This window comes from Paracoccus sigandri (assembly GCF_003709565.1).
Lineage (GTDB): Bacteria > Pseudomonadota > Alphaproteobacteria > Rhodobacterales > Rhodobacteraceae > Paracoccus > Paracoccus siganidrum.
In genome coordinates this window covers 254,234-279,237 of sequence record NZ_QNRC01000002.1, presented here as the reverse complement: position 1 = coordinate 279,237, position 25,004 = coordinate 254,234, and the positions used below count along the sequence as shown (strand labels likewise).

Here is a 25,004-nt window from a genome sequence, read left to right as displayed (position 1 = left end):
TACGCCCAGAGACATCTGATCGAATGCGTGCGCCTGTTCTCTCGAACCAGTGGCGTTCACAGGCTCACTCTCCAAGCTCAAGCAGTTCCGAAGGGTCGCCACGCGATACGAGAAAACCGCCAGAAACTACCTCGCCGTCATCACCATCGCTGCCATCGTCCTGTGGATCAAGTAAGTGTCAACAGAACCTAGAGCGGGGACATGAAACGCATGGCTGAAATCATCCGCGAATATGGCCCCTTTCCGGGAATCGAGGAGGTGCATGGCGTCGGTTTCGACGGCCGGCAGGTCTGGTTCGCCAGCGGCGAGCGGTTGAACGCGCTCGACCCCGACAGCGGCGAGCTGCTGGGCGCGCTGGAGATCCCCGCCGATGCCGGCACGGCTTTCGACGGCAGGCATCTGTTCCAGATCGCCGGGCCGGTCATCCGCAAGATCGACCCGGAAAGCGGCGCGGTTCTGGCGACCATCCCCGCGCCCGAGGGCGGCAATTCCGGGCTTGCCTGGGTCGAGGGTTCGCTCTGGGTCGGCCAGCATCGCGGCCGCCGCATCCACCAGGTCGATCCCGAGACCGGAAAGGTGCTGCGCAGCATCGTCTCCGACCGCTTCGTCACCGGCGTCACCTGGGCCGACGGCGCGCTCTGGCACGGCACCTGGCAGGACGAGGAAAGCGACATCCGCCGCATCGACCCCGCCTCCGGTGCGGTGCTGGAGCGGCTGGAGATGCCGCCGGGCACCGGCGTCTCGGGGCTGGAATCCGATGGCGGCGCGCGGTTCTTCTGCGGCGGCGGCAACAGCGGCACGCTGAGGGTGGTTCTGCGCAAGACGGATCAGGACGCGACTTAGGGCCGGCGTGCATCGCTGCGCGGATGGCGGCCTTGAGCGATGCACGGAAAAAGCGAACTCCCGCCGATATTCTCACGGGAGTTTTGCGTTGTCCCCCTCGCTCCGCTTCACGGGTTTCCTCGGCAAGGCCGACGCTGTTCCTGTGGGTCCGGGAGTGCTCCCGACTTCGGCATGCGTTCTTATGTCGGGACACCGAAGTGACGGGTGCGGTGGCGGACGGCGCCATGGGCTCGGTGGTGTCGAATCGGGCGGGATGGACCGGAACATCGTCTTCCAGCATGGCCGGGGTGCGGCGGGCGGTGACATGTCGCTGGCGCCGGATCGGACGCAGCGCCCCGACCACCTCGCGCCGATCGGTCGATCAGCCGGAGCCGCGAGGGCCTGGGCGACCATGGTATTCCGGTGCTGGTCGATGCTCCTCGGGCTTCTCAGGGCAAGGCGCCCGCGTTCGAGCCAGGAGCGCGGCCTGCCGGAAGGGTGTCGCCGAACGCGGCAGATTCCGTGGCGCCGCGGCGGGCGAGGGCAGGCTTTCGGCCCTCAGGGGATTGAGGGGCGCAACGAGGCATGACGTGTCCTGCCGGGGCAACCCTGATTTCCTTGCGTCTCCGTCGCCGGCCGGTTCTCGCGCCAGCGGCGCAGCGGCGGGCGGACCCCCTGAAGGATATTTGGGCCAAGATGAAAGGGGCCGGAGGGTTTCCGTCCGGCCCCCGGCCTTCGTCAGCCCTCGATGCGGGTGAAATCGGCGAGCTGGCGGCCGGCGTCGCGGATGCGCGAGAGCAGGTTCAGCCGGTTGCGGCGCGTGATCTGGTGGTCGGTATTGACCTGCACCGCCTCGAAGAAGGCGTCGATGGGCGCGCGCAGGGCGGCGATGGCGGTCATCGCGGCGGGGAAGTCCTCGTCGGCGATGGCTTGGCGGATCCGCGGCTCGGCCGTGTCGAGGGCGGCGAAGAGGGCGCGTTCCTGATCGGTGTCGGCGAATTTCGGGTCGGCGCCGAAGCTGTATTCGACGCCGTCCTTCTCCTCGGCCTGCGCCAGGATGTTGCCGGCGCGTTTCAGGCCCTGGGTGAGGTTTTTCCCGTCCTCGGTCTGCAGCATGGCGTTCAGCGCGGTGGCGCGGCTGACCACCAGGACGAGGTCGTCATTGCCGGGCTGGGCAAGGACCGCGTCGATGATGTCGTGGCGAATGCCCTGGTCGCGCAGGTGGACCTTCAGGCGGTCGTGGAGGAAGGCGAGGAGGTTCGCGGCAAATATTTCCGGCTCGGCCAACGCGACGTAGAATGATTCTGGTTCTTTGTCGCCATTCTTTCCATCTTTCAGTAGCGCTGTGACAATCTCTTTCCTAAGCAAATCACTTGCTGGGACGCCAGCCAGTTTCGCGTAGATGTCGCGTATAGTGGAACTAGCCTGTGCAGCGATGCCAAGAGCGGATCGTGCGGCAAGAACGCTTCCCCGACTGAAGTGATCCAACAATGCAATGCGAGAATTGTTCTCGATAACGAGACGTATAACCCCCAACGCCGCACGCCGCAGCGCGAAGGGGTCCTTCGAGCCGGTGGGCTTCTCGTCGATCGCCCAGAAGCCGGTCAGCGTATCCAGCTTGTCGGCCAGCGCGACGGCCACGGAAACCGGCGCGGTGGGCACCTCGTCCGACGGGCCAAGCGGCGAATAGTGGTCGCGGGCGGCGTCGGCCACCGCGTCGGACTCACCCGCTGCCAAAGCATAATAGCGGCCCATGATGCCTTGCAGTTCGGGGAACTCGCCGACCATCGAGGAGCGCAGGTCCAGTTTCGCCAGCCGTGCGGCCCGCTCGGCCTGGTCCGCATCCGCGCCGACCAGCGGCGCGATCTCGCGGGCCAGGGCGGCGATGCGCTCGATCCGGTCGGCCTGAGAGCCCAGCTTGTTGTGGAAGGTGACGGCGCGCAGGCCCTCGGCCCAGGCCGCCATGCCGGATTTCGCCTCGCGCAGGTCGTTTTCCCAGAAGAACGCCGCATCCGACAGCCGCGCCGCCAGCACCCGCTGGTTGCCGGCCAGGATCGTCTCGCCATGGTCGGGCGTCTCGATATTGGCGACGGTGACGAAGCCCTCGATCCGGCCCGTCTTCGGATTGCGGGCCGAGAAGAACTTCTGGTGCTCTTTCATCGAGGTCTGCAAGACCTCGGGCGGCAGGTCCAGGAAACGCGCCTCGATCACGCCCATCAGCGGCACCGGCCATTCGACGAGGCCGGCGACCTCGGAGAGCAAGCCGTCATCGGGGACGATCTGCCAGCCGCGGGCGAAGGCCAGGCTTTCGGCCTCCTGACGGATCGCGGCCTCGCGTTCGGCCGGGTCCAGCATGACGCGGGCGCGGCGCAGCCTGGCGGCGTAATCCTCGAAACCCGTCACGGCGAAGGCGTCGGGGGCCATGAAGCGGTGGCCGCGCGTCCTGTCGCCGGCCGTGACGCCGTCCACGGTCAGCGGCACCACGGAGGCGCCGGATTCGTCGGTCAGGATGCACAGGATCGAATGCAGCGGGCGCACCCAGCGCAGCGTGCCCGCGCCCCAGCGCATGGATTTCGGCCAGGGGAAGTCGCGGATCACGCGCTCCAGCACCTCGGCCACGATCCGGGCGGCGGGGCGGCCGGGATGGGTGATGGTGGCGAACCAGACCTGGCCCTTCTTGTCGTCGCGGGCCTCCAGCTGGTCCTTCGTCACCCCGGCGCTGCGCAGGAAGCCCTCCAGCGCCTTTTCGGGCGCGTCCAGGCGCGGGCCCTTGCGTTCCTCGCGGGTGGTCGGGCTGTTCGCGCTGAGGCCCTCGACGGTCAGGACCAGGCGGCGCGGCGTCGAGAAGGCGCCGGCCGAGGCATAGGTCAGCCCGGCCTCGACCAGCCCGTCGGTGATCAGGCGCTTCAGGTCCTCGCGGGCGCGGGCCTGCATCCGGGCGGGGATTTCCTCGCTGAAAAGTTCGATCAGCAAATCGGGCATCAGTCCATCACTCCGCGTTCCGGGTTCTTTTCGTTGAATTGGTGCCAGCCGAAGATGCGGCCATCGGGATAGAGGGCGAAGACGCGGTCCACGTCGGGGCGGATGTCGGACTGGCCCAGGACGGCGGTGGCCGCGCCGGATTCCAGGTCGGCGCCGATCTGGACGGCATCGAAACAGCTAAACCAGCGCGGGCCGATCAGCGGCGTGGCGTCGGGATAGGGGATCGGGTCGCCGGGCACCTCGGCCAGCTGCGCGCAGGCCCGCCAGCGGATCGGAGAACTGCCCGCGTCGATGCCCTGAAAGCCCGCGATGTCCAGTGCCAGGGGTCCGGCTGCGGTCTGCAGGCTCAGCGTGGCATCGGCGGGGTCTATTTCGTCGTAGAAGCCGTATTCCTGCGCATACCACATGCCCGCGCCCGCGACGACGGTCGCGGCGATCAGGGCGATGCCGATCAGCTTGCCGTTCACGTCGGCACCTGCGCCGCGTCGGTGGTCACGAACAGGTCGGCGCAGGCCTTGGCCAGCGCGCGCACCCGGCCGATATAGGCCTGCCGCTCGGTCACGGAAATCACCCCGCGCGCATCCAGCAGGTTGAAGATGTGGCTGGCCTTGATGCACTGGTCATAGGCGGGATGGGCCATCGGGATGCGGCGCCCGGCCGCGTCGGTCTCGGGGGCGGCCAGGATGCGGGCGCATTCGGCCTCGGCATCCTTGAAATGCCGGAACAGGGTCTCGGTATCGGCCTGCTCGAAGTTCCAGCGCGAATATTCCTGCTCGGTCTGGCGGAAGATGTCGCCATAGCTCAGCGGGATGGCGGCACCGGGGTCGTTGAAGGGCATGTCCATGACATGGCCCGCGCCCAGCACATACATGGCCAGGCGTTCCAGCCCATAGGTCAGCTCGCCCGAGACCGGCTTGCAGTCATGCCCGCCGACCTGCTGGAAATAGGTGAACTGGCTGACCTCCATGCCGTCGCACCAGACCTCCCATCCCAGGCCCCAGGCGCCGAGCGTCGGGCTTTCCCAGTCGTCCTCGACGAAGCGCACGTCATGGACCATCGGGTCCAGCCCGATCGCCTTCAGGCTGCCCAGATACAGGTCCTGCAGGTCCGGCGGGCTGGGTTTGATGATGACCTGGTATTGATAGTAATGCTGCAGCCGGTTCGGGTTCTCGCCATAGCGGCCGTCGGTGGGGCGGCGCGAGGGCTGGACATAGGCCGCCGCCCAGGGCCGGGCGCCAAGCGCGCGCAGCGTGGTCGCCGGGTGGAAGGTGCCCGCGCCGACCTCCATGTCATAGGGTTGCAGCACCGCGCAGCCCTGCGCCGCCCAATAGGTCTGCAGGCGCAGGATGATCTCCTGGAAGCTGCGGGGTCGGTTGGGGCTGGTCATCGGGCCATCCTTTTGCGTAGATCAGGCAAAGCTTCCGCGCCTTCTAGGCGGGGCATCGGACAGGGTCAATAAAGCCCTGCCGGCAGGCTGGGTAACGAGGTCGAAAAAGGAGGCCGGGCAATGCGGCGAGCGGTGAAGGCAGGTTTGACGATGGCGCTGGTGGCGGGGCTGCCGCTGGCCGGATATGCGCAGGACGCGGTCATCCGCATCGAGGCCAAGCGCGGTGCCGAGGCGGCGGCCGAGGCGGCCGAGGCCTGGACCCGCGAGTTCGGCGATGTCGTCACCTTCCCCCTGGCGCGCGGCTGGGTGGCCATCGCGCTGGGGCCGCAAAGCCCCGAGGAAGCCGCCGCCCGGCTGGCCGAACTGAAGGAAACGCGCCGGGTTCCCGCCGACAGTTTCGTCGCCGTGCCCGAAGGGGTCGAGCTGACCCGCATGGCCGCCGCGGACGCGCCGCAAGAGGCCGGGGAGGCGCCCGAGGGGGCGGGCAACCCCTCGCTGGCCGCTGATGCGGCGGCGGCCGAGGGCGGCGAGCTGCTGGGCGATGGCGGCATCACCGTCGATGAGGGCGCGGGCGAACAGCCCGGCAGCGTCGAGGAAACCCTGGCCGGGGCCGAAACCGCAGCCGAACCCGCGCCCCAGCCTCAGCCGCCGGCCGAGGAGGACATCGCGGCCGAGGCGCCGGCGCCGGGCGCCCATATCCGGCTGCAGACCGTCGCGGGCCAGTCCGAGGCCGAAGCGGCGCTGGCCAGCTGGCGCGAGCGTTTCCCCGAGGCCTCGCTGTGGCAGACCTCTGCCGGGCGCTATGCCGTCGCGCTGGGGCCGCTGGAGCCGGCGACCGCCGCGGCCTGGCTGGCGGCCTTCCGCGAGGGCGAGGCGGTGCCCCGCGACGCCTTCACCTCGGAGACCGCGGAACTGGGCGAACTGGTCGATGCGGGTCCGGCGCTGGAACTGCCCGCGCCGGGCGCGCCCGAAGAGATGCCGCCGCTGGAGGATGTGCAGCGCGCCCTGCGTTGGGCGGGCCATTACGACGGCGCCATCGACGGCCAGACCGGGCCGCGCACCCGCGCCGCCATCGCCGCCGAGGTCGCCAATCTGCGCCTGTCGCCCGATGCGGGCACCGCCATGCGCCTGCTGATCGAGCGCCGCGCGGAATGGCGGGCGCAGATGGGGCTGTCGGAGCTGCGCGACGACTATACCGGCCTTGCGCTGGTCGCGCCGCTGGATCTGCTGGAATTCAACCGCACCGAACGCCTGCTGTCGATCTACGGGCCGAAGGACGGCTCGGGCGTGGCGCTGATCCTGTTCAGCCAGCCGGGCGGCCAGCAGGAATTGCTGGACATCTCGGGCCTTGTGACCGCGCTTGGCTGGGTGCCGCAGCCCGAACGCAGCATCACCCAGGGCCATGCGCTGCTGGAAGGCGCGAATGGCGACCATATCGGCCGGGCCGAGGGCTGGGTGCGCGACGGCCGGGCCGAGGGCTATGTGCTGATCTGGCCCGCCGCCGGCGCCGAGGACCAGGCCCGCGTCGCCGCCGAGATGAGCGATAGCCTGGCGCGTTTCGCCGAGGCCGCGAACGAGGCGCAGGCGGCGGCCCCCGCCAGCCCGGCGTCGCAGCCCTAGGCGCGCCAGAAGCGCGGCAGCAGCAGCACCAGCACCGAGATCAGCTCCAGCCGGCCCAGATACATGCCGGTCAGCATGATCCATTTCGCCGAATCGGGCAGTTCGGCGACCGATCCGTTGCGGGTGATCTCGGGTCCCCAGACCGGGCCGATATTGGCGATCGAGGTCCAGGCGGCGGTCAGCGCGGTGCGCGGATGCAGCCCGGTCAGCGACAGCCCGACGATCAGCAGCCCGAAGGTCAGGGTGAACAGGGTGAAGAAGGCCATCACCGAATTCACCACGTCCCGCTCCAGCGGCCGGCCCGCGAAGCGCAGCGGATAGACGCGATGGGGCGAATGCATCCGCCGGATCTGCGCCCGCACCGCCTGGAACAGCACCAGATAGCGGAACACCTTGACCGAGCAGCCGGTCGAGCCGGTGCAGCCGCCGATCAGCCCGCAGATGATCAGCACCGTCAGCGGGAACTGCCCCCAGGTCGAGACATCGACCGAGGCGAAGCCGGTGCCCGAGAAGATCGAGACGGTGTTGAAGACCGTCTCGCGGATCATCGCGAAGGGGCCGCCCGCCGCCTCGCCCTGCAACAGCCGCCACAGGGCGATGATCGCGCAGGCATAGCAGATCCAGCGCAGATAGGCGCGGATCTGGATGTCCTGCCAGATCGGCGCGAATTGCCCGCGCATCGCCTGGACCATGCGGATGAAGGGGATCGAGGCCAGGATCATGAACACCGACGCCGCCCATTCCGCCGCGCCCGCGAAGGCGCCGAAGCTGGCGTCGTAATTCGAGAACCCCCCGGTCGAGACGGTCGAGAGCGCCTGCACCACCGCGTCGAAGCCGCCCATGCCCAGCAGCGTGTAGGCGATGATGCAGGCGCCGGTCAGGATCAGGTAGAGGCGCGAGATCTCGGCCGCGATCTCTCGCGCGCGGGGCAGGATCTTCCCCAGCGTGTCGAAGCCCTCGGACCGGAAGAACTGCATCCCGCCGACCTTCATCGCCGGCAGGAAGACCATCGCCACCACGACGATGCCCAGCCCGCCCATCCAGTGCAGCATCGCCCGCCACAGGTGGATGCCGCGGGGCAGGTCGTCCAGCCGGGCGAAGGCGGTGGCGCCGGTGGTGGTCACGCCCGACATCGCCTCGAAATAGGCGTCGGTCAGGGTCGCATGGGGCTCGCCCAGCAGGAAGGGCAGGGCGCCGAAGACGGGGACGACCAGCCACAGCCCCGAGGTGAACAGGAAGGCCTGCTGGATGGTCATGGCGCGGTCGTGCCCGGCGGTGGCGGTGGCGACCAGCAGCCCGGCGGTCGAGGTCAGGATCCCGGTCTGCAGGAACATGATCCAGTGCGGGTTGCCGTGAAACCAGTCCACCGCCATCGGCAGCAGCATCGAGGCGCCCAGAGCGGCGACGATCTTTCCAATCGGATGGGCCACCGGGCGAATGTCGATCATGCGCATTGCTTGCCGCGCGGACCGGCCTCCGTCAAGCTCCTGCCGGCGGCGGGTCGCGATGCGGGCGATTGACATATGGAAATATGAATATGAATATCCCCCTCGACCGCCGCAAGAGGATGCCATGACCGACCGACCCGCAACATTCGGCCCGCCGGGACGCTGCGGCCGGCCTTGCGCAGGATGAGGCGGCGGATGCGCCGGTCTGCGGATCATGCGCGCAGCCGCACCCCGGCCGCCGGGGCGCGGCGATGAGGGCGCGGCTGGCCCGCATCCTGCCGGTCCTGGACTGGGGGCGGCGCTATGACGGCGCGGCCTTTCGCGGCGACCTGATCGCGGCCGTGATCGTCACCATCATGCTGATCCCGCAATCGCTGGCCTATGCGATGCTGGCGGGGCTGCCGCCCGAGGCGGGGATCTATGCCTCGATCCTGCCGATCGTGCTCTACGCGGTCTTCGGCAGTTCGAACGCGCTGGCGGTGGGGCCGGTGGCGGTGGTGTCGCTGATGACGGCGGCGGCGGTCGGGCAGGTGGCGCAGGCGGGCACGGCGGGCTACGGCGTGGCGGCGCTGACGCTGGCGCTGCTGTCGGGGCTGATCCTTCTGGCGATGGGCATCTTCCGGCTGGGTTTCCTGGCGAATTTCCTGTCCCATCCGGTCATTGCCGGCTTCATCACCGCCTCGGGCATCCTGATCGCGACCAGCCAGCTGAAACATGTGCTGGGCATCCCCGGCTCGGGCGAGACGCTGCCCGCCATGCTGCAATCGCTGGCCCGGCAGCTGGACCAGGTCAACTCGGTCACGCTGGCCATCGGGGCGGGCGCCACGGCCTTCCTGTTCTGGGTCCGCAGCGGCATGCGGCCGGCCTTGATGCGGCTGGGCCTGCCCGCGGGCGCCGCGAGCGTCGCCACCCGCGCCGGGCCGGTGATGGCGGTGGTGGCGACGACGGCGGCGGTCTGGGCCTTCGGGCTGGACCGGCAGGGCGTCAGCATCGTCGGCGCGGTGCCGCAGAGCCTGCCGCCGCTGACCATGCCGGGCCTGTCGCTGGAGCTGGTCCGGGCGCTGCTGCTGCCGGCGCTGCTGATCTCGGTCATCGGCTTCGTCGAATCGATCAGCGTCGCGCAGACCCTGGCCGCCAAGCGCCGCCAGCGCATCGACCCGGACCAGGAGCTGATCGGCCTGGGCGCGGCCAATATCGGCGCGGCCTTCACCGGCGGCTATCCGGTCAGCGGCGGATTCGCGCGTTCGGTGGTGAATTTCGATGCCGGGGCCAGGACGCCCGCGGCGGGCGCCTTCACCGCCGCCGGACTTGCCGTCGCCGCGCTGGCGCTGACGCCGCTGATCCACTACCTGCCCCATGCCACACTGGCCGCGACGATCATCGTCGCCGTGCTGTCGCTGGTCGATCTGGCGATCCTGCGCCATGCCTGGGCCTATAGCCGCGCCGATTTCGCCGCCGTCGCCGCGACCATCCTGCTGACGCTGCTGTTCGGGGTAGAGACCGGGGTGTCAGCCGGGGTGGTGCTGTCGGTGGCGCTGCATCTGTGGAACACCTCGCGCCCGCATGTTGCCGAGGTCGGGCTGGTCCCCGGCACCCAGCATTTCCGCAACATCCTGCGCCACCGGGTGCTGATCGATCCGGCGCTGCTGACCATCCGCATCGACGAAAGCCTGTATTTCGCCAATGCCCGGCTGCTGGAGGACCGGCTGCTGGACCGCGTCTCGGGCGATCCGCGCATCCGCCACGTGGTGCTGATGTGTTCGGCCGTGAACAGCATCGACCTGTCGGCGCTGGAAAGCCTGCAGGCGCTGAACCTGCGGCTGTCGGACATGGGCGTCGCGCTGCACCTGTCCGAGGTCAAGGGCCCGGTCATGGACCGGCTGGGCCGCTGCCATTTCCTGCAGGCGCTGACCGGGCAGGTCTTCCTGTCGCAATGGGACGCGGTCCGGGCGCTGGCCCCGCATCTGGCCCGGGGCGCGGCGGCGGCGGAGGGGGCGCCGGGCCGGCCTGGGGACGGATCCGGGGGAAGCAGGACTTGAACGGGGGCAGCCGGCACGTTACCTTCAACTCAACTTGATATCGGAGGGCGTGTTTCATGACGCCCAGGCGTCCTGCGGGTGTGGGCGCGTTCCCGAAAAAGACGGTTGAGCCATCCATCGCCCGCGATTCCGAGGAGGCGCCGCTGTATGCGGCGCTGGATCTCGGCACAAATTCGTGCCGGATGCTGATTGCGCGACCGCGCGGCAGTCAGTTCCAGGTGATCGACAGCTTCTCCAAGCCGGTGCAGCTTGGCCAGGGGCTGGAAGCTTCGGGGCGGCTGTCCCGCAGCTCGATGGCGCGCACCGTTCACGCCTTGCAGGTCTGCCGCCGCAAGCTGGAGCAGCATGGCGTGCGGCACATGCGGCTGGTCGCGACCGAGGCCTGCCGCCGCGCCCGCAACAGCCGCGACTTCATGCGCACCATCCGCCGCGAGACCGGCCTGCCGATCGAGATCATCGAGGCCGAGGAAGAGGCGCGGCTGGCGGTGATTTCCTGCGCGCCGCTGGTCAATCACCGCACCGAGACGCTGCTGGTCGTCGATATCGGCGGCGGCTCGACCGAGCTGGTCTGGATCGACCTGGAGGATGTCGAGCCCAAGGAACGCTCGCGCGCGATCATGCGCCTGTCGGACGGCTTCGGCAATCCGCAGCCCGGCGGCGCGCGGGTGGTGGACTGGATCAGCGTGCCGCTGGGGGTGGCGACGCTGCGCGACCAGTTCGCCGATGTCGAGGACGACCAGGGCCGCTTCGCGCTGATGAGCTGGTACTTCGAGGAGATGCTGTCGGATTTCGCGCCCTATGCCGACGGCTCGCCCGACGAGGGGTTCCAGATCATCGGCACCTCGGGGACGGTGACGACGGTGGCGGCCAGCCATCTGGGCCTGCGCCGCTATGACCGCACCAAGGTCGACGGGATGACCATGACGACCGAGCAGATCGACCGGGTGATCCATTCCTATCTGGCGCTGGGGCCGGACGGGCGGCGCACCGATCCGCGCATCGGGCGCGAGCGCCACGCGCTGATCATGTCCGGCGCGGCGATCCTGCAGACGCTGATGCGGGTCTGGCCGACCAACCGGCTGTCGGTTGCGGATCGCGGTCTGCGCGAGGGGCTGCTATATGCCCAGATGGTGCGCGACGGGGTGCTGACCCCGGACGGGCTGAACGGAGTGGCGTGATGGCGAAGGGCCGGGCATGACGAAGACGACAGGCAGCCGCGCGGGCAAGTCCAGCGGGCGCGGGCAGCGCGACCTGCGGGTGCGGGTCAAGACCGCGAAGGGGCGCAAGCTGTCCAGCAAGCTGTGGCTGGAACGGCAGCTGAACGACCCCTATGTCGCCCGCGCCAAGCGCGAGGGCTATCGCGGCCGCGCGGCCTTCAAGATCCTGGAGTTGGACGACAAGTACCGCTTCCTGCTGCCGGGCGCCCGCGTCGTCGACCTGGGCTGCGCGCCGGGCGGCTGGTGCCAGGTCGCGGTCCAGCGGGTGAATGCCCTGGGCGAGAAGCCGGGCAAGGCGGTGGGCCGCGTCGTCGGCGTCGATCTGCAAGAGGTCGACCCCATCGCCGGGGCCGAGATCCACCAACTGGATTTCCTGTCCGAGGGGGCCGACGAGGCGGTCAAGCAATGGCTTGGCGGGCCGGCCGACGTGGTCATGTCCGACATGGCGGCGGCTTCGTCCGGGCACAAGGGCACCGATCACCTGCGCATCGTGGCGCTGGTCGAGGCGGCGGCGGCGCTGGCCTTCGACGTTCTGGAGCCCGGCGGCACCTTCGTCGCCAAGGTCCTGGCGGGCGGGGCGGAAAGCGAGATGCAGGCGATGCTGAAGCGCAACTTCACCAGGGTCGTGAATGTGAAGCCGCCGGCAAGCCGCAGCGATTCGTCCGAGAAATTCGTCGTCGCGACCGGGTTCCGGGGCCGGAGCGCCGAAGCCGAGGACGATCCCCGGCTGGCCTGAGCCCTCAGCCGCCCTGGGCGCGAAAGATCTCGGGGCGGCGTCCGGTGGCGGCGGCGAAGGCCCGCGCGAAATGGGCATGGCCGGAATAGCCCAGCCGGGCCGCGATCTGCACCGGGGTCAGCCGGGTTTCGCGCAGCAGCGTCACCGCCCGTTCCAGCCGCATGTCGTTCATGGCCTCGATGGCGCGCTGGCCGCGCCGCGCCAGGCAGGCCCGGTCCAGCGCGGCGGTGCTGCAGCCCAGCTTCTGCGCCAGGTCCGCCACCGTGACGGTCGCCGGCAGTTCCGTGCGGATCAGCGCCTCGAACCGGGCGAGAAGCGACATGTCGGCGGCCTCGGACAGTTCCGGCGCGGCTTCCGGCCGCTCGGGCGCCAATTCGCCCAGGGCCAGCGCCAGAAGGCCCAGATGGCGCGCGAAAAGCGGCGGTTTCGCGTCCTGCCGGGCCAGCATTTCCAGGTTGCGCATCAGCACCAGCAGATGCCCCGAATCGTCGCCGACGGTGGCGGCGAAATGGCTGCGGGGCGGGCCGGGGTCCAGATCGCGGGTCAGGGCGGGCGCGACCAGCAGCACATGGCCCTGCGTTCCCTCAAGCGGGCGCGCGGCGAAGGCGGTGCCGGCCGGGATCCAGCGCAGGTCGCCCGCACCCAGCTTGCGGCGGCTGCGCGGCAGGTCCAGCTGCAACCGCCCCTGCGTGACCCAGATCAGCGCGTGGTCGGTGCGCGTGCGCGGCTGCGGCGGCACGGCATTGCTGCCCCAGATGAACGCCTCCAGCGGCAGCAGGCGGATCACCTGGCGCGGCGCCTGCTGTCGCGCCGGAAGGGATCGCCGCGCCAGGGTATCGGTGCCGGGCCGCGGCGCGGCATTCAGGCCGGGCGGTATCGTTTTTCTACCTAAGGTTGTGGCAAGGTTTTGCGCATATCCGTCCAGGATATGCCCGTCATTGATCCGCGCCCCGGCGACCAGACCCGGCATTCGGGCGCGCGACGGGTTCCCGCCCCCTGCCGACAATCGGCTGGGAGAGAATGGAAAACCGCTGATCCAATCGTCACGCTGAAACACCGACATGGCCTTGATCCGGCTGGACTACCTGACAGGCAGAATATCGCCGATCAGGTGTTAATCACAAATGAATATACAACAAATTTTCCAGGATTTCGTGTCAAGGTAGAGTAATCCACCAGTCCCGTGCCCGGTTCACCAGCCGGCGGGCCAAGGCTGCCAGTCCTTCATGCGGCCGCGAAACCAGATTCGCTGCGACTTGGCATATTGCCGCGTCGCGATGATCGCGCGCTGGGTCGCGGTTTCCAGGTCGATCTCGCCGCGAAGATGCGCGATCAGTTCGGGGGCGCCGATGGCGCGGGCCCATTGCTGCGCGGGATCCCATAGGGGCAGCATCCGGCGGGCCTCCTCCAAGGCACCGTCGCGCAGCATCTGGCCAAAGCGCAGCGCGATCCTGTCGGCCAGCCGGTCGCGGTCGGCGGTAATCAGGATCCGCTGGCTGTCCTGCGGCGCGATCAGCGGCGGCGGCGTGTCGGCTTGCCAATCGGCCAGGCCCCGGCCGGTGGCGCGCAGAACCTCCCAGGCGCGCTGGACGCGGGCCGGGTTGCGGTTGTCGATGCGGGCGCGCGTCGGTGCGTCCAACTGGGCCAGCATCCGGGCCAGGCCGTCCGCGCCGGCCAGCAGCGCGTCGCCCTCGGCCCGGATCGCGGGCGGGACCGGGGGCACATGGGCCAGCCCCCGCGTCAGCGCCGTCAGGTAGAGCCCGGTGCCGCCGACCACGATCAGCCGCCGGCCCGTCAGCCCGGCCACCTCGCGCAGCCAGTCGCCCACCGAATAGCTGCGCCCCGGCGCCACATGGCCGTAAAGCGCATGGGGCGCGGCGGCCTGGTCCTGGTCCGAGGGCCGCGCGGTCAGCACCCGCCAGCAGGACCAGACCTGCAGCGCATCGGCATTCACCACCAGCCCGCCCTGCGCCTGCGCGACCGCCAGCGCCAGCGCCGATTTGCCGCTGGCGGTGGGCCCGGCGATCAGCAGATGGCGGGATGCGTCGATGGCCGTCAGGTCGGGGGCGCTCATGGCTGTTCCGGGCGGTTGAACCTGCCCGCCTTTTGCGACATTTTGCGCGGCAATGAAAGCGACGGTGCCGTTCAGGAAGGACAGGACATGACCGAACAGAAGGGCGCCGCGCCCACGCAATATGGCCGGGTGATGCTGAAGATCTCGGGCGAGGCGCTGATGGGCGACCAGGGCTTCGGCCTGCATCCCCCCACGGTCGAGCGCATCGCCCGCGAGGTCGAATCGGTCGTCGCCCTGGGGGTCGAGGTCTGCATGGTGATCGGCGGCGGCAACATCTTCCGCGGCCTGCAGGGCAGCGCCCAGGGGATGGAGCGGACGACCGCCGACTATATGGGGATGCTGGCCACGGTGATGAACGCGCTGGCCATGCAATCGGCCATCGAGGCGCGGGGCCTGCATTGCCGCGTCATCAGCGCCATCCGCATGGATGAGGTCTGCGAGCCCTATATCCGCCGCCGCGCCATCCGCCACCTGGAGAAGAAGCGGATCGTGATCTTCGCGGCCGGCACCGGCAACCCCTATTTCACCACCGACACCGCCGCGACCCTGCGCGCCAACGAGATGAACTGCGAGGCGATCTTCAAGGGCACCAAGGTCGACGGGGTCTATGACAAGGACCCGAAGAAGCACGCCGACGCAAAGCGTTACGGAGAGGTCAGCTATGACGAGGTGCTGCAGAAGCACCTGGGGGTGATGGACGCATCCGCCATCGCGCTGGCCCGCGACAACCGGCTGCCGATCATCGTCTTCTCGCTGGACGAGCCGGGCGGCTTCCGCGCGATCCTGGGGGGCGAGGGCACCTATACGCGGGTGCAGAACTGACGGCGGCGCCATGATCCTCCGCGAGCGGGTCGACCAACTCATCCACGGGCCGAGGGCGCAGGCCTTCATCACCGGCGTGATCCTGTTCAATGCCGCGATCCTGGGGCTGGAGACCTCGGGCAGCGTGATGGCGCGGGTCGGGCCGCTGATCCTGGCCCTGGACGCGCTGTGCCTGGCCGTCTTCGTGGCCGAGATCGCCGCCAAGCTTTTCGCGCGCGGGCCGCGCTTCTTCCGCGACGGCTGGAACGTCTTCGACTTCGCGGTGGTCGGCATCGCGCTTCTGCCCGCCACGCAGGGCCTGTCGGTGCTGCGCGCGCTGCGCATCCTGCGGCTGCTCAGGATCGTCTCGGTCACGCCCCGCCTGCGCCGGGTGGTCGAGGGATTCCTGGCCGCGCTTCCCGGCATGGGCAGCGTGTTCCTGCTGCTGGGGATCTTCTTCTACATCTTCGCGGTGATCGCGACCAAGCTGTTCGGGCCCAGCTTTCCCGACTGGTTCGGCACGCTGGGGCGGTCGGCCTATTCGCTGTTCCAGATCATGACGCTGGACAGCTGGTCCTCGGGCTTCGCCCGCACGGTGATGGCGGAATTCCCCTTCGCCTGGCTGTTCTTCCTGCCCTTCGTGCTGATCACCGCCTTCGTGGTGATGAACCTGGTCATCGGTCTGATCGTGAATTCGCTGCAGGACGCCCATCACGCTGGCGAACACGAGGCGACCGAGGCCTGGCGCGACGAGGTACTGGCCCGGCTGGAGGGGATCGAGCGCCGCCTGGCTGACGGCACGATTCGGCCAGACAAAACGGATTAAATCGCCGGGAAAATGCCCGGATCCGGCCCTGCTGGCGCGGGCTTCGGCACGGGCTGCCCCGCAACGGCAGCGGCCCGCCCATCTGGTGGGCAAAGGCTTTGCCAATCCACGGCGATCCGGTTACAAGCGGTGAAAATTCAATTCAGAGGCAGTCCGACATGGCAGAGGACATCGAAATCGACATTGACGACCTGGAACGCCGCATGAAGGGCGCGATGGAAAGCCTGCGCCACGAATTCGGCAGCTTGCGGACCGGCCGCGCCTCGGCCAGCATGGTCGAGCCGGTGCAGGTCGAGGCTTACGGCCAGATGACGCCGATCAACCAGCTGGGCACCGTCAACGTCCCCGAGCCGCGCATGGTCACCATCAATGTCTGGGACAAGGCGATGGTCGGCAAGGTCGAGAAGGCGATCCGCGAAAGCGGGCTGGGCATCAATCCGCAGCTGAACGGCACCATCATCATGCTGCCGATCCCGGAACTGAACGAGGAACGCCGCCGCGAGCTGACCAAGGTCGCCGCCCAATATGCCGAAAGCGCCCGCGTCGCGATCCGCAACGTGCGCCGCGACGGCATGGACCAGGTCAAGAAGGGCAAGGCCAACGGCATGCCCGAGGACGACCAGAAATTCTGGGAAACCGCCGTGCAGGAACTGACCGACAGGATGATTGCCAGCGTCGACCAGGCGCTGGAGGCCAAGCAGGCCGAGATCATGCAGGTCTGACCCGGATGAGCGCCGATACCGCACAACGCCTTCGCAGCGGGGGGGACGACCAGCGTCCCCGCCATGTCGCGATCATCATGGATGGCAACGGGCGTTGGGCGACCGACCGCGGCTGGCCCCGGCTGGTCGGCCATCGCCGCGGCGCCGAGCGGGTCAAGCAGATCGTCCGCGCCTGCCCGGAACTGGGGGTCAACTGGCTGACCGTCTATGCCTTCTCGACCGAGAACTGGAAGCGCTCGACCGAGGAAGTGCTGGGGCTGATGAAGATCTTCCGCCGCTATATCGAGCGCGAGGCCGAGGGGCTGTCGGCGCAGGGCGTGCGGCTGCGCTTCATCGGCGGGCGCGAACGGCTGGACCCCAAGCTGCAGGAGCTGATGGCGCTGATCGAGGGGCGGACGGCCGGCAACAGCCTGCTGAACCTGACCGTCGCGATCAACTACGGCGGCCGCGACGAACTGGCCCGCGCCGCCGCGCGGCTGGCGCAGAAGGTGGCGCGGGGCGAGATCGCCGATCCCGGCCAGGACGACCTGGAGGCCTGCCTGGACACGGCCGGCCATCCCGATCCCGACCTCGTGATCCGCACCTCGGGCGAGACGCGGACCTCGAATTTCCTGCCCTGGCAGGCGGCCTATGCCGAATATGAGTTCACCCCCACGCTCTGGCCCGATTTCACGCCGCAGCACCTGGCCGAGATCCTCGACCGCTTCGGCCTGCGCGAGCGTCGCTTCGGGGGCGTATGAGCCCGCGCGACCCGATAGAGCGGCCGCGCCCCTCGGGGAAATGGGGCGACCTGTCGCGCCGGATCGCCTCGACGCTGGTCCTGCTGGCCATCGGCGTGCTGCTGGCGCTGGCCTCGGGGATCTGGCTCAGGCTGGGCATGGCGCTGATCTCGGCCGTGACCTTCTGGGAACTGGCGGCGATGACCGGCTGGCGCCATCCCGAGATGCACCTGACCGCCTTCGGCCGCCGCCGCCCGCTGGCGCTGGCCGGGATCGCCGGGCTGGCGCAATTCGTCGCGCTGAGCGCCTATCACCCCGCCGCGCCGTTGGCGCTGCTGTTGCCGATCGTCGCGGGCATTCCCGGCGCCGCCGCGCGCGACCGCTGGACCTATGCGGGATTCGGCATCGCGATCATGCTGGTGGCCTTCGGCCTCGTCGGCTTCCGCGAGGAATTCGGGCTGCATTTCGTGCTGTGGCTGATGGGTATCGTCATCATCTCGGACACGGCGGGCTATTTCGCCGGGCGGATCCTGGGCGGGCCGAAATTCTGGCCCCGGCTCAGCCCCAAGAAGACCTGGTCGGGCACCATCGCCGGCTGGATCGGCGCGACCCTGCTGGGGCTGGGGCTGTGGTGGTTCGGGGCGGGCGACGCGGCGCTGATCTGGGTCTCGCCGCTGGTCTGCTTCGCGGGGCAGATGGGCGACATCGCCGAAAGCTGGCTGAAGCGGCGGGCAGGGGTCAAGGACAGCTCGAACCTGATCCCCGGCCATGGCGGCTTCATGGACCGCTTCGACGCCGTGACCGGCGCGGTGCTGGCGGCGATGCTGATCGGCCTTGTCACCAGCCTTCCCGTGGTGAATTGACGGATATGCGACGGATTTCGATCTTCGGGGCGACCGGGTCGGTCGGGGCGAATGGCGTGGACCTGCTGATGCAGACCGGCGGCGCGGATGCCTTCGACGTGGTGGCGCTGACCGGCGGGCGCAACATCCCCCGGCTGGCGCAGATGGCACGCGAGTTGCGGGCCGACCTGGCCGTCACCGCGCATGAGGAATTGCTGGAGGACCTGCGCGCCGCCCTGGCCGGCAGCGGGGTCGAGGCGGCGGCGGGCACGCAGGCGCTGGCCGAGGCCGCCGCGCGTCCCGCCGACTGGGTGCTGTCGGCGATCGTCGGCGCGGCCGGGCTGCGACCGGGGCTGACGGCGCTGGCCCAGGGCGGCACGCTGGCGCTGGCCAACAAGGAATCGCTGGTCTGCGCGGGCGGTCTGCTGCGCCGGACGGCCCATGACCACCGGGCCACGATCCTGCCGGTAGATTCCGAACATTCCGCGATTTTCCAATGCCTTGGAAATGAAAACCTCGAAAGCGTCAAGGATGTGACCATCACCGCCTCGGGCGGCGCCTTCCGCGACTGGCCGCTGGAGCGGCTGGCGGCGGCGACGGTGGCCGAGGCCTCGACCCATCCCAACTGGGCGATGGGCCAGCGGATCACCATCGACAGCGCAAGCATGTTCAACAAGGCCATGGAAGTCATCGAAACACATGAGTTTTTCGGCCTTCCGGCGGATCGCATCAAGGTTCTGGTCCATCCCGAATCGATCATCCATGCGCTGGTTTCCCATGTCGATGGCGGCACCATCGCGCATCTGGGCGCGCCGGACATGCGCCATGCCATCGGCTATGCGCTGAACTGGCCGCATCGCCGCCCTCTGCCGGTCGCGCCGCTGGACCTGGCCCGGATCGGCAGCCTGACCTTCCGCGAGCCCGACGAGATCCGCTGGCCCGCCCTGCGCCTTGCGCGCGAGGTGATGGCGGCGGGCGGCGCGGCGGGGGCGGTGTTCAACGCCGCCAAGGAGCAGGCACTGGACGATTTCATCGCCGGGCGCATCGCCTTCACCCGGATGGCCCCGCGCGTCGAGGCCACGCTTGAGCGATTGTCGGCCCGGCCCGGTTTCGGGCATGATCCCGCCGATCTGGACAGCGTCCTGGAATGGGACCGCGCCGCAAGACAGGAGGCCGCCGCATGAGCGAACTTATCCCCCAATTCGGCGGCACCTTGTGGACGCTGGCGGCCTTCCTGGTGGCGCTGGCGGTGATCGTGACCGTGCATGAATACGGCCATTACATCGTCGGCCGCTGGTCCGGCATCCGCGCCGAGGTGTTCTCGGTCGGCTTCGGCCCGCGGCTTTTCGCGCGCCGCGACCGGCGCGGGACGGTCTGGCAGGTTGCGGCCATCCCCCTGGGCGGCTATGTCCGCTTCCTGGGCGACGACAATGTCGCCAGCGCCGGGCCGGGGCGGAAGGTCGATCCGGCCCTGCGGCGCCAGACGCTGACCGGGGCGCCGCTCTGGGCGCGGTTCTCGACGCTGCTGGCGGGGCCGGTCTTCAACTTCGTGCTGTCGATCCTGATCTTCGCGGGCTTCGCGGTGGTGCAGGGCCTGCCCTCGGACCGGGTCGAGATCGGGCGCATCCTGCCCAGCCCCCCCGGCGTCGTGAACCAGCTTCAGCCGGGCGACCGCATCCTGGCCGTGGACGGCCACACGATCGAGACCTGGCGCGACCTGGGCAGCGCCATCGAGAACCTGCCGCTGGCCAGCACCCATGACTGGCGGGTCGAGCGCGGCGGGGCGCCCGTCACCGTGCAGGGGCCGGACCCGATGCCGCCGCGCGTCGGCGGGGTCGCGCCGCGCAGCGCCGCGGCCGATGCGGGGCTGCGCGCGGGCGATGTCATCACCGCCATCGACGGCCAGGCCGTCACCCGCTTCACCGAGATCCGCACCCATGTCGAGGAGGCCGAGGGCCGTCCGCTGCTGCTGACCGTCTGGCGGCAGGGGCAGGGCGAGGCCAGCTATACCCTGGCGCCGAAGGAACAGGACCTGCCCGCCGCCAATGGCGGCTTCGAGCGGCGCTGGATGATCGGCATCAGCGGCGGCGAGAGCTATTTCACCCCCGCCACCCGCCGCGCCGGCCCGCTGGAGGCGCTGGGGCTGGGGGTCGGGCAGACCTGGAACATCATCGGCTCGTCGCTTTCGGGCATGTGGGCGATGATCTCGGGGCAGATCGGGACCTGCAACCTGGGCGGCGCGATCTCCATCGCGGAAAGCACTGGGCAGGCGGCCAGCGCGGGCGGCGCGAATTTCCTGTGGTGGATCGCGGTGCTGTCGGCGGCGATCGGTTTTCTGAACCTGCTGCCGATCCCGGTCCTGGATGGCGGGCACCTGATGTTCTACACATGGGAGGCCGTGACCGGCCGGCCGCCGTCGGACCGCGTGCTGAACCTGCTGACCGCGATCGGCATGGCCGCGGTGCTGTCCTTGATGATTTTCGGCCTCACGAACGATCTTTTCTGCCCCTGAGGGGCGGTTGCGTTTTGACAGGCAGGCCCTGTTGAAGCTAAAGAAACTGACAAAACAACGCGCCGAAACGGCGCCAACGCAGGCTGGAAACCAGAGGGGCGGCGATGACACGGAAACTGGGCACGCGCGCGGTGGCGCTTATGACGGCCTTGACGATGACGGTGCCGGTGGGTCTGATGCCGCTGCCCGCCTCGGCCTATGTCTTCAACGACGTGCGCATCGAGGGCGCGCAGCGGGTCGAGCCGGCGACGGTGCTGTCTTACGCGAATATCGCGCGGGGCCAGGACGTCAGCGCCGGGGAGCTGAACGACGCGCTGCAGCGGCTGCAGAATTCCGGCCTGTTCGAGACGGTCGAGGTCGTCCCGCAGGGCAGCCTGCTGGTCATCCGGATCAGCGAATATCCGACCATCAACCAGATCAGCTTCGAGGGCAATCGCCGCATCAATGACGATCAGCTGGCGCAGATGGTGCAAAGCCAGCCGCGCCGGGTCTATCAGCCCTCGCTGGCCATCGCCGATGCGACCGGGATCGCGCAGGCCTATGCCGCGCAGGGTCGTCTGGCGGCGCGCGTCGATCCCAAGATCATCCGCCGCAGCGACAACCGCGTCGACCTGGTCTTCGAGATCCGCGAGGGCAATGTCACCGAGATCGAGCGGATCAGCTTTACCGGCAACCGCGCCTATTCCGACCGCCGCCTGCGCCAGGTGCTGGAGACGAAGCAGGCCGGCCTCTTGCGCACCTTCATCCGCCGCGACACCTTCGCGCCCGAGCGGATCCCGCTGGACGAACAGCTGCTGACCGATTTCTACCGCTCGCGCGGCTATGCCGATTTCCGTGTCCAGGGCGTGGCGCCGGAACTGGCGCGCGAACGCGACGCCTTCTACATCACCTTCAACATCCAGGAAGGCCCGCGCTACCGCTTCGCGCAGATCAACACGATCTCGGAAATTCCGGGGGTCGATGCCTCGGCCTTCGCCGCCCAGAACCGGGTCAGCCGTGGCGAGGTCTACAATCCCGCCGTCATCGAGAACACCATCCGCCGGATGGAGACGGTGGCGATCCAGCAGGGGCTGAACTTCGTCAATATCGAGCCGCGCGTGACCCGCAACGCCTCGAACCAGACCCTGGACCTGACCTTCGCGCTGACCCGCGGCCCGCGCGTCTTCGTCGAGCGCATTGACATCGAGGGCAACACGACCACGCTGGACGAGGTGATCCGCCGCCAGTTCACCACGGTCGAGGGCGACCCCTTCAACCCGCGCGAGATCCGCAACGCGGCCGAGCGCATTCGCGCGCTGGGTTATTTCAGCGACGCGCAGGTCGAAAGCCGCCAGGGCAGCAGCAGCGAACAGGTCATCGTCGACGTCAATGTCGAGGAACAGCCGACCGGCTCGCTCAGCTTCGGCGCCTCTTACGGGGTCAATTCCGGCGTGGGCTTCAACGCCTCGCTGAACGAGGCGAATTTCCTCGGGCGCGGGCAGAGCCTGGGGCTGACGATCTCGACCGCCAGCGACGAGCAGCAGGCCTCGATCAGCTTCTCCGAGCCCTATTTCCTGGGCCGCAACCTGCGTTTCGGCTTCAACACCTGGTACCAGGTCACCGACAGCCTGAATTCCTATTACGACACGCGCAGCGTCGGCATCAGCCCCTCGATCGAGTTCCCGATCTCGGCCAATGGCCGGCTGGAGCTGCGCTATCGCCTGGCCAAGGACACGCTGCTGAACGTGGATGAGGACAGCTCACCCATCTTGCTCGCCGAGGAAGAGGCCGGCGGGCTCTGGTCCTCGGCGCTTGGCTATGCCTACAACTACGATACGCGCATCACTGGGCTGGACCCGCTGACCGGCTACAAGTTCCGCTTCTCGCAGGACTATGCCGGGCTGGGCGGCGATATCGAGATGGTGACGACGACGCTGCTGGCCGGGGTCGAAAGCACCGCATGGCGCGAAGAGGTCACGCTGCGGGCCGAATTCGAGGCCGGCGCGCTGCATCCGCTGAACGATTACACCACCCGGATCACCGACCGCTATCGCGGCTCCAGCAACCGCATCCGCGGCTTCGAGCCCAACGGCATCGGTCCGCGCGACCTTGATGCCGGCAACCAGGACGCGCTTGGCGGCAATTATTTCTGGGCAGTGCGCACCGAGGCCCAGTTCCCCATCGGCCTGCCCGAGGAATATGGCATCACCGGCGGGCTGTTCGCCGATGTCGGCTCGATCTGGGGGCTGGAGGATCGCAACGGTGTTGCCGGAGAGTTTCAACCCGACGGATTGGTCGACGATTCGATGAAGATCCGCGCCGCCATCGGCGCCTCGATCTTCTGGACCACGCCGATCGGTCCGCTGCGCTTCAACTTCTCGAAGGCGGTGAAGAAGCAGGACTACGACGACGAGCAGAATTTCGACCTGACGATCTCGACGCGGTTCTGATGCGCGGCGCGGGGTTCTTCGCGCTGCTGGCGGTGTTGGCCCTGGGGGCCGCGCCGCTGGCCGCGCAGGAGCTGCCCGCCCCGGACCCCCTGGCCATCGACCCGCCCGGAGCCGGCGCCCCGCCCGAGAACGGCCGGAGCGGCGATCTTCCGACGCGCACCATCCGCACGCCCGACGACAGGCCGGATGCCGTGGTCGCCCCGGTGCTGACCGTCGACCAGGATGCGCTGTTCGCCAGATCCGCCTGGGGGCGACGGGTGCAGGCCGAGCTGGACGAGGAAGGCAGCAAGATCGCCGCCGAGAACGAGCGCCTGGCCAACCAGCTTGCCGCCGAGGAGGCCGATCTGACCGAGCGGCGCAAGGATCTGGATCCGGCCGAGTTCCGCCGCCTGGCCGAGGCCTTCGACACCCGCGCAACGAATGTGCGCCGCGAAAGGGCGCAGGTGGTGCAGGAGTTGAACGCCCGCGCCGAGGCCGACCGCGACGCCTTCTATCAGGCCGCGCTGCCGGTCATGGGCGAGCTGATGACCAGCCGCGGCGCGGTGGCGGTGCTGGACCGGCGCACGGTCTTCGTGTCGCTGGACGCCATCGACGTCACCGACGACCTGATCGAATTGCTGGACGAGACGCTTTCGGATGGGGCGGGGCGCGCCGGCACCATGGGCGCGACGGACCCGGACAGGCAATTCGACGACACGCAGCCCGAGGACGGCCCGCCGGAGCCCGCGCCGGCCGAGTGACGGCGGTTGCGGCGGCTCAGGGCAGGCGCGCGATGCGTTCGCTGATCAGCGCAAACAGCCCGTCGCGGTCCAGATGGCGGATGAACAGCGCATTGGCGGGGCGGTCGCTGACGCGCCACCAGTCGGCCACGGTCATGCCGGTGGTGAATTCGCCCTGGGTCTCGATCTCGACATTGATCTCGCGGCCCTCGAACAGCTCGGGGCGCAGGATCCAGGCGATGGCGCAGGGATCGTGCAGCGGCGCGCCCTGGCTGCCGTATTTCTCGCGGTCGTAGCGCTCGAAGAAATCGGTCCAGCTGGCGACGGCGGGGCCGCAGCGGTTGGGCAGGGCGCGCATCGCCTCGACCCAGTCGCGGCCGGTCAGGGCCTCGTGGGTGGCGTCCAGCGGCAGCACCACCAGCGGCGCGCCCGAGCGGAAGACGATCCGCGCCGCCTCGGGGTCGACATAGATGTTGAACTCGGCCGTGGGGGTGATGTTGCCGACCTCGAAATAGGCGCCGCCCATCAGCACGATGCGGCCCACGCGGGCGACGATGTCGGGGGCGCGGCGGAAGGCCTCGGCGATATTGGTCAGCGGGCCGATGGGCACCAGCGTGACCGTGCCGGCGGGTTCGCGGCGCAGGGTGTCGATGATGAAATCCACGCCATGGCCGGGGCGCAGCTGCATGGCGGGTTCGGGCAGCTCGATCCCGTCGAGGCCGGTCTTGCCGTGGACATGCTCGGCCGTGACCAGCTTTCGTTCCAGCGGCGCCGCGCAGCCCGCATGGACCGGCAGGTCGGGGCGGCCGGCCAGTTCGCAGATCTTGCGGGTGTTCAGCTCGGTCAGGGCCAGCGGCACGTTGCCGGCGACGGCCACCAGGCCCAGCACCTCGATCTCGGGACTGGCCAGGGCCAGCAGGATCGCCACGGCATCATCCTGCCCCGGATCGGTGTCGATGATGATCTTCTGTGCCATGCGGACCTCTGTCTTTGCCGCCATGTTCTGCTTTGCCCATGCGGCGGGCGCAAGTCGGAACCGGAAGGTGAACGGGAAGAAGGGGGAAGGTTTCCCGACCCCGTCGAGGGGCCGGAAAACCTGCGGGGGCGCC

Annotated in this window: 21 protein-coding genes; 14 read left to right on the top strand and 7 right to left on the bottom strand. The window is 69.0% G+C overall.

All coding sequences use genetic code 11. From position 1 onward, the window contains the following. Window positions 1-210 precede the first annotated feature (210 nt). Window positions 211-843, top strand: coding sequence for a Vgb family protein (locus C9E82_RS02870; protein ID WP_240643691.1), 633 nt, complete (start codon window positions 211-213; stop codon window positions 841-843). 717 nt (window positions 844-1,560) lie between these two features. Here C9E82_RS02870 and glyS read toward each other — a convergent pair. Genes glyS through C9E82_RS02855 form a run of 3 tightly spaced genes read right to left on the bottom strand, consistent with a single transcriptional unit; the run spans window position 1,561 to window position 5,191 of the window. Beyond that, window positions 1,561-3,804: a glycine--tRNA ligase subunit beta gene (glyS, locus tag C9E82_RS02865; RefSeq protein WP_119900816.1), complete on the bottom strand. Its 2,244-nt coding sequence runs from the start codon at window positions 3,802-3,804 to the stop codon at window positions 1,561-1,563. Continuing rightward, a complete protein-coding gene (locus tag C9E82_RS02860; RefSeq protein WP_240643692.1) occupies window positions 3,804-4,271 on the bottom strand; it encodes a DUF6446 family protein in 468 nt (155 codons plus the stop codon). The genes glyS and C9E82_RS02860 overlap by 1 nt, the downstream gene beginning before the upstream one ends. Further along, on the bottom strand, window positions 4,268-5,191 hold the full coding sequence (locus tag C9E82_RS02855; RefSeq protein WP_119900817.1) for a glycine--tRNA ligase subunit alpha: 924 nt from the start codon (window positions 5,189-5,191) through the stop codon (window positions 4,268-4,270). The genes C9E82_RS02860 and C9E82_RS02855 overlap by 4 nt, the downstream gene beginning before the upstream one ends. Window positions 5,192-5,323: 132 nt before the next feature. Here C9E82_RS02855 and C9E82_RS02850 point away from each other — a divergent pair, with 132 nt between their 5' ends. Next, window positions 5,324-6,811: a peptidoglycan-binding domain-containing protein gene (locus C9E82_RS02850; protein WP_244935988.1), complete on the top strand. Its 1,488-nt coding sequence runs from the start codon at window positions 5,324-5,326 to the stop codon at window positions 6,809-6,811. Here C9E82_RS02850 and C9E82_RS02845 read toward each other — a convergent pair. Continuing rightward, window positions 6,808-8,259 (bottom strand): TrkH family potassium uptake protein, encoded by a 1,452-nt coding sequence (locus C9E82_RS02845; RefSeq protein WP_119900821.1) that lies wholly within the window; start codon window positions 8,257-8,259, stop codon window positions 6,808-6,810. The two genes, C9E82_RS02850 and C9E82_RS02845, sit on opposite strands and share 4 nt — an antisense overlap. Before the next feature lie 251 nt (window positions 8,260-8,510). Between C9E82_RS02845 and C9E82_RS02840 the strand changes: the two genes are divergently transcribed. From C9E82_RS02840 to C9E82_RS02830, 3 genes are read left to right on the top strand one after another with little or no spacing between them, the layout of a single operon-like run. After that, window positions 8,511-10,298, top strand: coding sequence for a SulP family inorganic anion transporter (locus tag C9E82_RS02840; protein ID WP_122449188.1), 1,788 nt, complete (start codon window positions 8,511-8,513; stop codon window positions 10,296-10,298). Between the two features lie 56 nt (window positions 10,299-10,354). Next, window positions 10,355-11,476 carry a Ppx/GppA phosphatase family protein gene (locus C9E82_RS02835; protein ID WP_119900668.1) on the top strand — a complete coding sequence of 374 codons (1,122 nt, stop codon included), beginning with the start codon at window positions 10,355-10,357 and terminating at the stop codon, window positions 11,474-11,476. Between the two features lie 16 nt (window positions 11,477-11,492). Continuing rightward, window positions 11,493-12,251: an RlmE family RNA methyltransferase gene (locus C9E82_RS02830; protein WP_119900667.1), complete on the top strand. Its 759-nt coding sequence runs from the start codon at window positions 11,493-11,495 to the stop codon at window positions 12,249-12,251. Between the two features lie 4 nt (window positions 12,252-12,255). Here the strand turns inward: C9E82_RS02830 and C9E82_RS02825 are convergent, their stop codons facing one another. Next, window positions 12,256-13,038, bottom strand: coding sequence for a helix-turn-helix domain-containing protein (locus C9E82_RS02825; protein ID WP_170162166.1), 783 nt, complete (start codon window positions 13,036-13,038; stop codon window positions 12,256-12,258). Window positions 13,039-13,443: 405 nt separating this feature from the next. Next, window positions 13,444-14,325: a tRNA (adenosine(37)-N6)-dimethylallyltransferase MiaA gene (miaA, locus tag C9E82_RS02820; RefSeq protein WP_119900665.1), complete on the bottom strand. Its 882-nt coding sequence runs from the start codon at window positions 14,323-14,325 to the stop codon at window positions 13,444-13,446. Between the two features lie 87 nt (window positions 14,326-14,412). Here miaA and pyrH point away from each other — a divergent pair, with 87 nt between their 5' ends. From pyrH to C9E82_RS02775, 9 genes are all read left to right on the top strand, one after another. Then, the gene (pyrH, locus tag C9E82_RS02815) at window positions 14,413-15,147 is read left to right on the top strand and encodes a UMP kinase (protein ID WP_119900664.1); all 735 of its coding nucleotides are present in this window, start codon (window positions 14,413-14,415) and stop codon (window positions 15,145-15,147) included. 10 nt (window positions 15,148-15,157) lie between these two features. Further along, complete coding sequence (locus C9E82_RS02810) at window positions 15,158-15,952, top strand: ion transporter (protein ID WP_119900663.1); 795 nt, start codon at window positions 15,158-15,160, stop codon at window positions 15,950-15,952. A 158-nt stretch (window positions 15,953-16,110) separates the two neighbouring features. Continuing rightward, entirely contained in the window at window positions 16,111-16,674 is a 564-nt protein-coding gene (gene frr / locus C9E82_RS02805) for a ribosome recycling factor (protein WP_119900662.1), read from the top strand. A 5-nt stretch (window positions 16,675-16,679) separates the two neighbouring features. Continuing rightward, complete coding sequence (gene uppS, locus C9E82_RS02800) at window positions 16,680-17,414, top strand: polyprenyl diphosphate synthase (RefSeq protein WP_119900661.1); 735 nt, start codon at window positions 16,680-16,682, stop codon at window positions 17,412-17,414. Next, on the top strand, window positions 17,411-18,256 hold the full coding sequence (locus tag C9E82_RS02795) for a phosphatidate cytidylyltransferase (RefSeq protein WP_119900660.1): 846 nt from the start codon (window positions 17,411-17,413) through the stop codon (window positions 18,254-18,256). The genes uppS and C9E82_RS02795 overlap by 4 nt, the downstream gene beginning before the upstream one ends. 5 nt (window positions 18,257-18,261) lie before the next feature. Continuing rightward, entirely contained in the window at window positions 18,262-19,419 is a 1,158-nt protein-coding gene (dxr, locus tag C9E82_RS02790; protein WP_119900659.1) for a 1-deoxy-D-xylulose-5-phosphate reductoisomerase, read from the top strand. Then, window positions 19,416-20,747: an RIP metalloprotease RseP gene (gene rseP / locus C9E82_RS02785; protein WP_119900658.1), complete on the top strand. Its 1,332-nt coding sequence runs from the start codon at window positions 19,416-19,418 to the stop codon at window positions 20,745-20,747. Before dxr ends, rseP begins: the two co-directional genes overlap by 4 nt. Window positions 20,748-20,851: 104 nt before the next feature. Beyond that, window positions 20,852-23,176: an outer membrane protein assembly factor BamA gene (gene bamA, locus C9E82_RS02780; protein ID WP_119900657.1), complete on the top strand. Its 2,325-nt coding sequence runs from the start codon at window positions 20,852-20,854 to the stop codon at window positions 23,174-23,176. Continuing rightward, window positions 23,176-23,916 (top strand): OmpH/Skp family outer membrane protein, encoded by a 741-nt coding sequence (locus C9E82_RS02775; RefSeq protein ID WP_122449187.1) that lies wholly within the window; start codon window positions 23,176-23,178, stop codon window positions 23,914-23,916. The genes bamA and C9E82_RS02775 overlap by 1 nt, the downstream gene beginning before the upstream one ends. Before the next feature lie 16 nt (window positions 23,917-23,932). Here the strand turns inward: C9E82_RS02775 and C9E82_RS02770 are convergent, their stop codons facing one another. After that, window positions 23,933-24,871, bottom strand: coding sequence for a nucleoside hydrolase (locus C9E82_RS02770; RefSeq protein ID WP_119898071.1), 939 nt, complete (start codon window positions 24,869-24,871; stop codon window positions 23,933-23,935). Between the last annotated feature and the right edge of the window lie 133 nt (window positions 24,872-25,004).

Coding starts and splice junctions, on each gene's coding strand:
- C9E82_RS02870 (WP_240643691.1), top strand. CDS start 211: ATGGCTGAAATCATCCGCGAATATGGCCCCTTTCCGGGAATCGAGGAG.
- glyS (WP_119900816.1), bottom strand. CDS start 3,804: ATGCCCGATTTGCTGATCGAACTTTTCAGCGAGGAAATCCCCGCCCGG.
- C9E82_RS02855 (WP_119900817.1), bottom strand. CDS start 5,191: ATGACCAGCCCCAACCGACCCCGCAGCTTCCAGGAGATCATCCTGCGC.
- C9E82_RS02845 (WP_119900821.1), bottom strand. CDS start 8,259: ATGATCGACATTCGCCCGGTGGCCCATCCGATTGGAAAGATCGTCGCC.
- C9E82_RS02840 (WP_122449188.1), top strand. CDS start 8,511: ATGAGGGCGCGGCTGGCCCGCATCCTGCCGGTCCTGGACTGGGGGCGG.
- C9E82_RS02835 (WP_119900668.1), top strand. CDS start 10,355: ATGACGCCCAGGCGTCCTGCGGGTGTGGGCGCGTTCCCGAAAAAGACG.
- C9E82_RS02830 (WP_119900667.1), top strand. CDS start 11,493: ATGACGAAGACGACAGGCAGCCGCGCGGGCAAGTCCAGCGGGCGCGGG.
- miaA (WP_119900665.1), bottom strand. CDS start 14,325: ATGAGCGCCCCCGACCTGACGGCCATCGACGCATCCCGCCATCTGCTG.
- pyrH (WP_119900664.1), top strand. CDS start 14,413: ATGACCGAACAGAAGGGCGCCGCGCCCACGCAATATGGCCGGGTGATG.
- C9E82_RS02810 (WP_119900663.1), top strand. CDS start 15,158: ATGATCCTCCGCGAGCGGGTCGACCAACTCATCCACGGGCCGAGGGCG.
- frr (WP_119900662.1), top strand. CDS start 16,111: ATGGCAGAGGACATCGAAATCGACATTGACGACCTGGAACGCCGCATG.
- uppS (WP_119900661.1), top strand. CDS start 16,680: ATGAGCGCCGATACCGCACAACGCCTTCGCAGCGGGGGGGACGACCAG.
- C9E82_RS02795 (WP_119900660.1), top strand. CDS start 17,411: ATGAGCCCGCGCGACCCGATAGAGCGGCCGCGCCCCTCGGGGAAATGG.
- dxr (WP_119900659.1), top strand. CDS start 18,262: ATGCGACGGATTTCGATCTTCGGGGCGACCGGGTCGGTCGGGGCGAAT.
- rseP (WP_119900658.1), top strand. CDS start 19,416: ATGAGCGAACTTATCCCCCAATTCGGCGGCACCTTGTGGACGCTGGCG.
- bamA (WP_119900657.1), top strand. CDS start 20,852: ATGACACGGAAACTGGGCACGCGCGCGGTGGCGCTTATGACGGCCTTG.
- C9E82_RS02775 (WP_122449187.1), top strand. CDS start 23,176: ATGCGCGGCGCGGGGTTCTTCGCGCTGCTGGCGGTGTTGGCCCTGGGG.
- C9E82_RS02770 (WP_119898071.1), bottom strand. CDS start 24,871: ATGGCACAGAAGATCATCATCGACACCGATCCGGGGCAGGATGATGCC.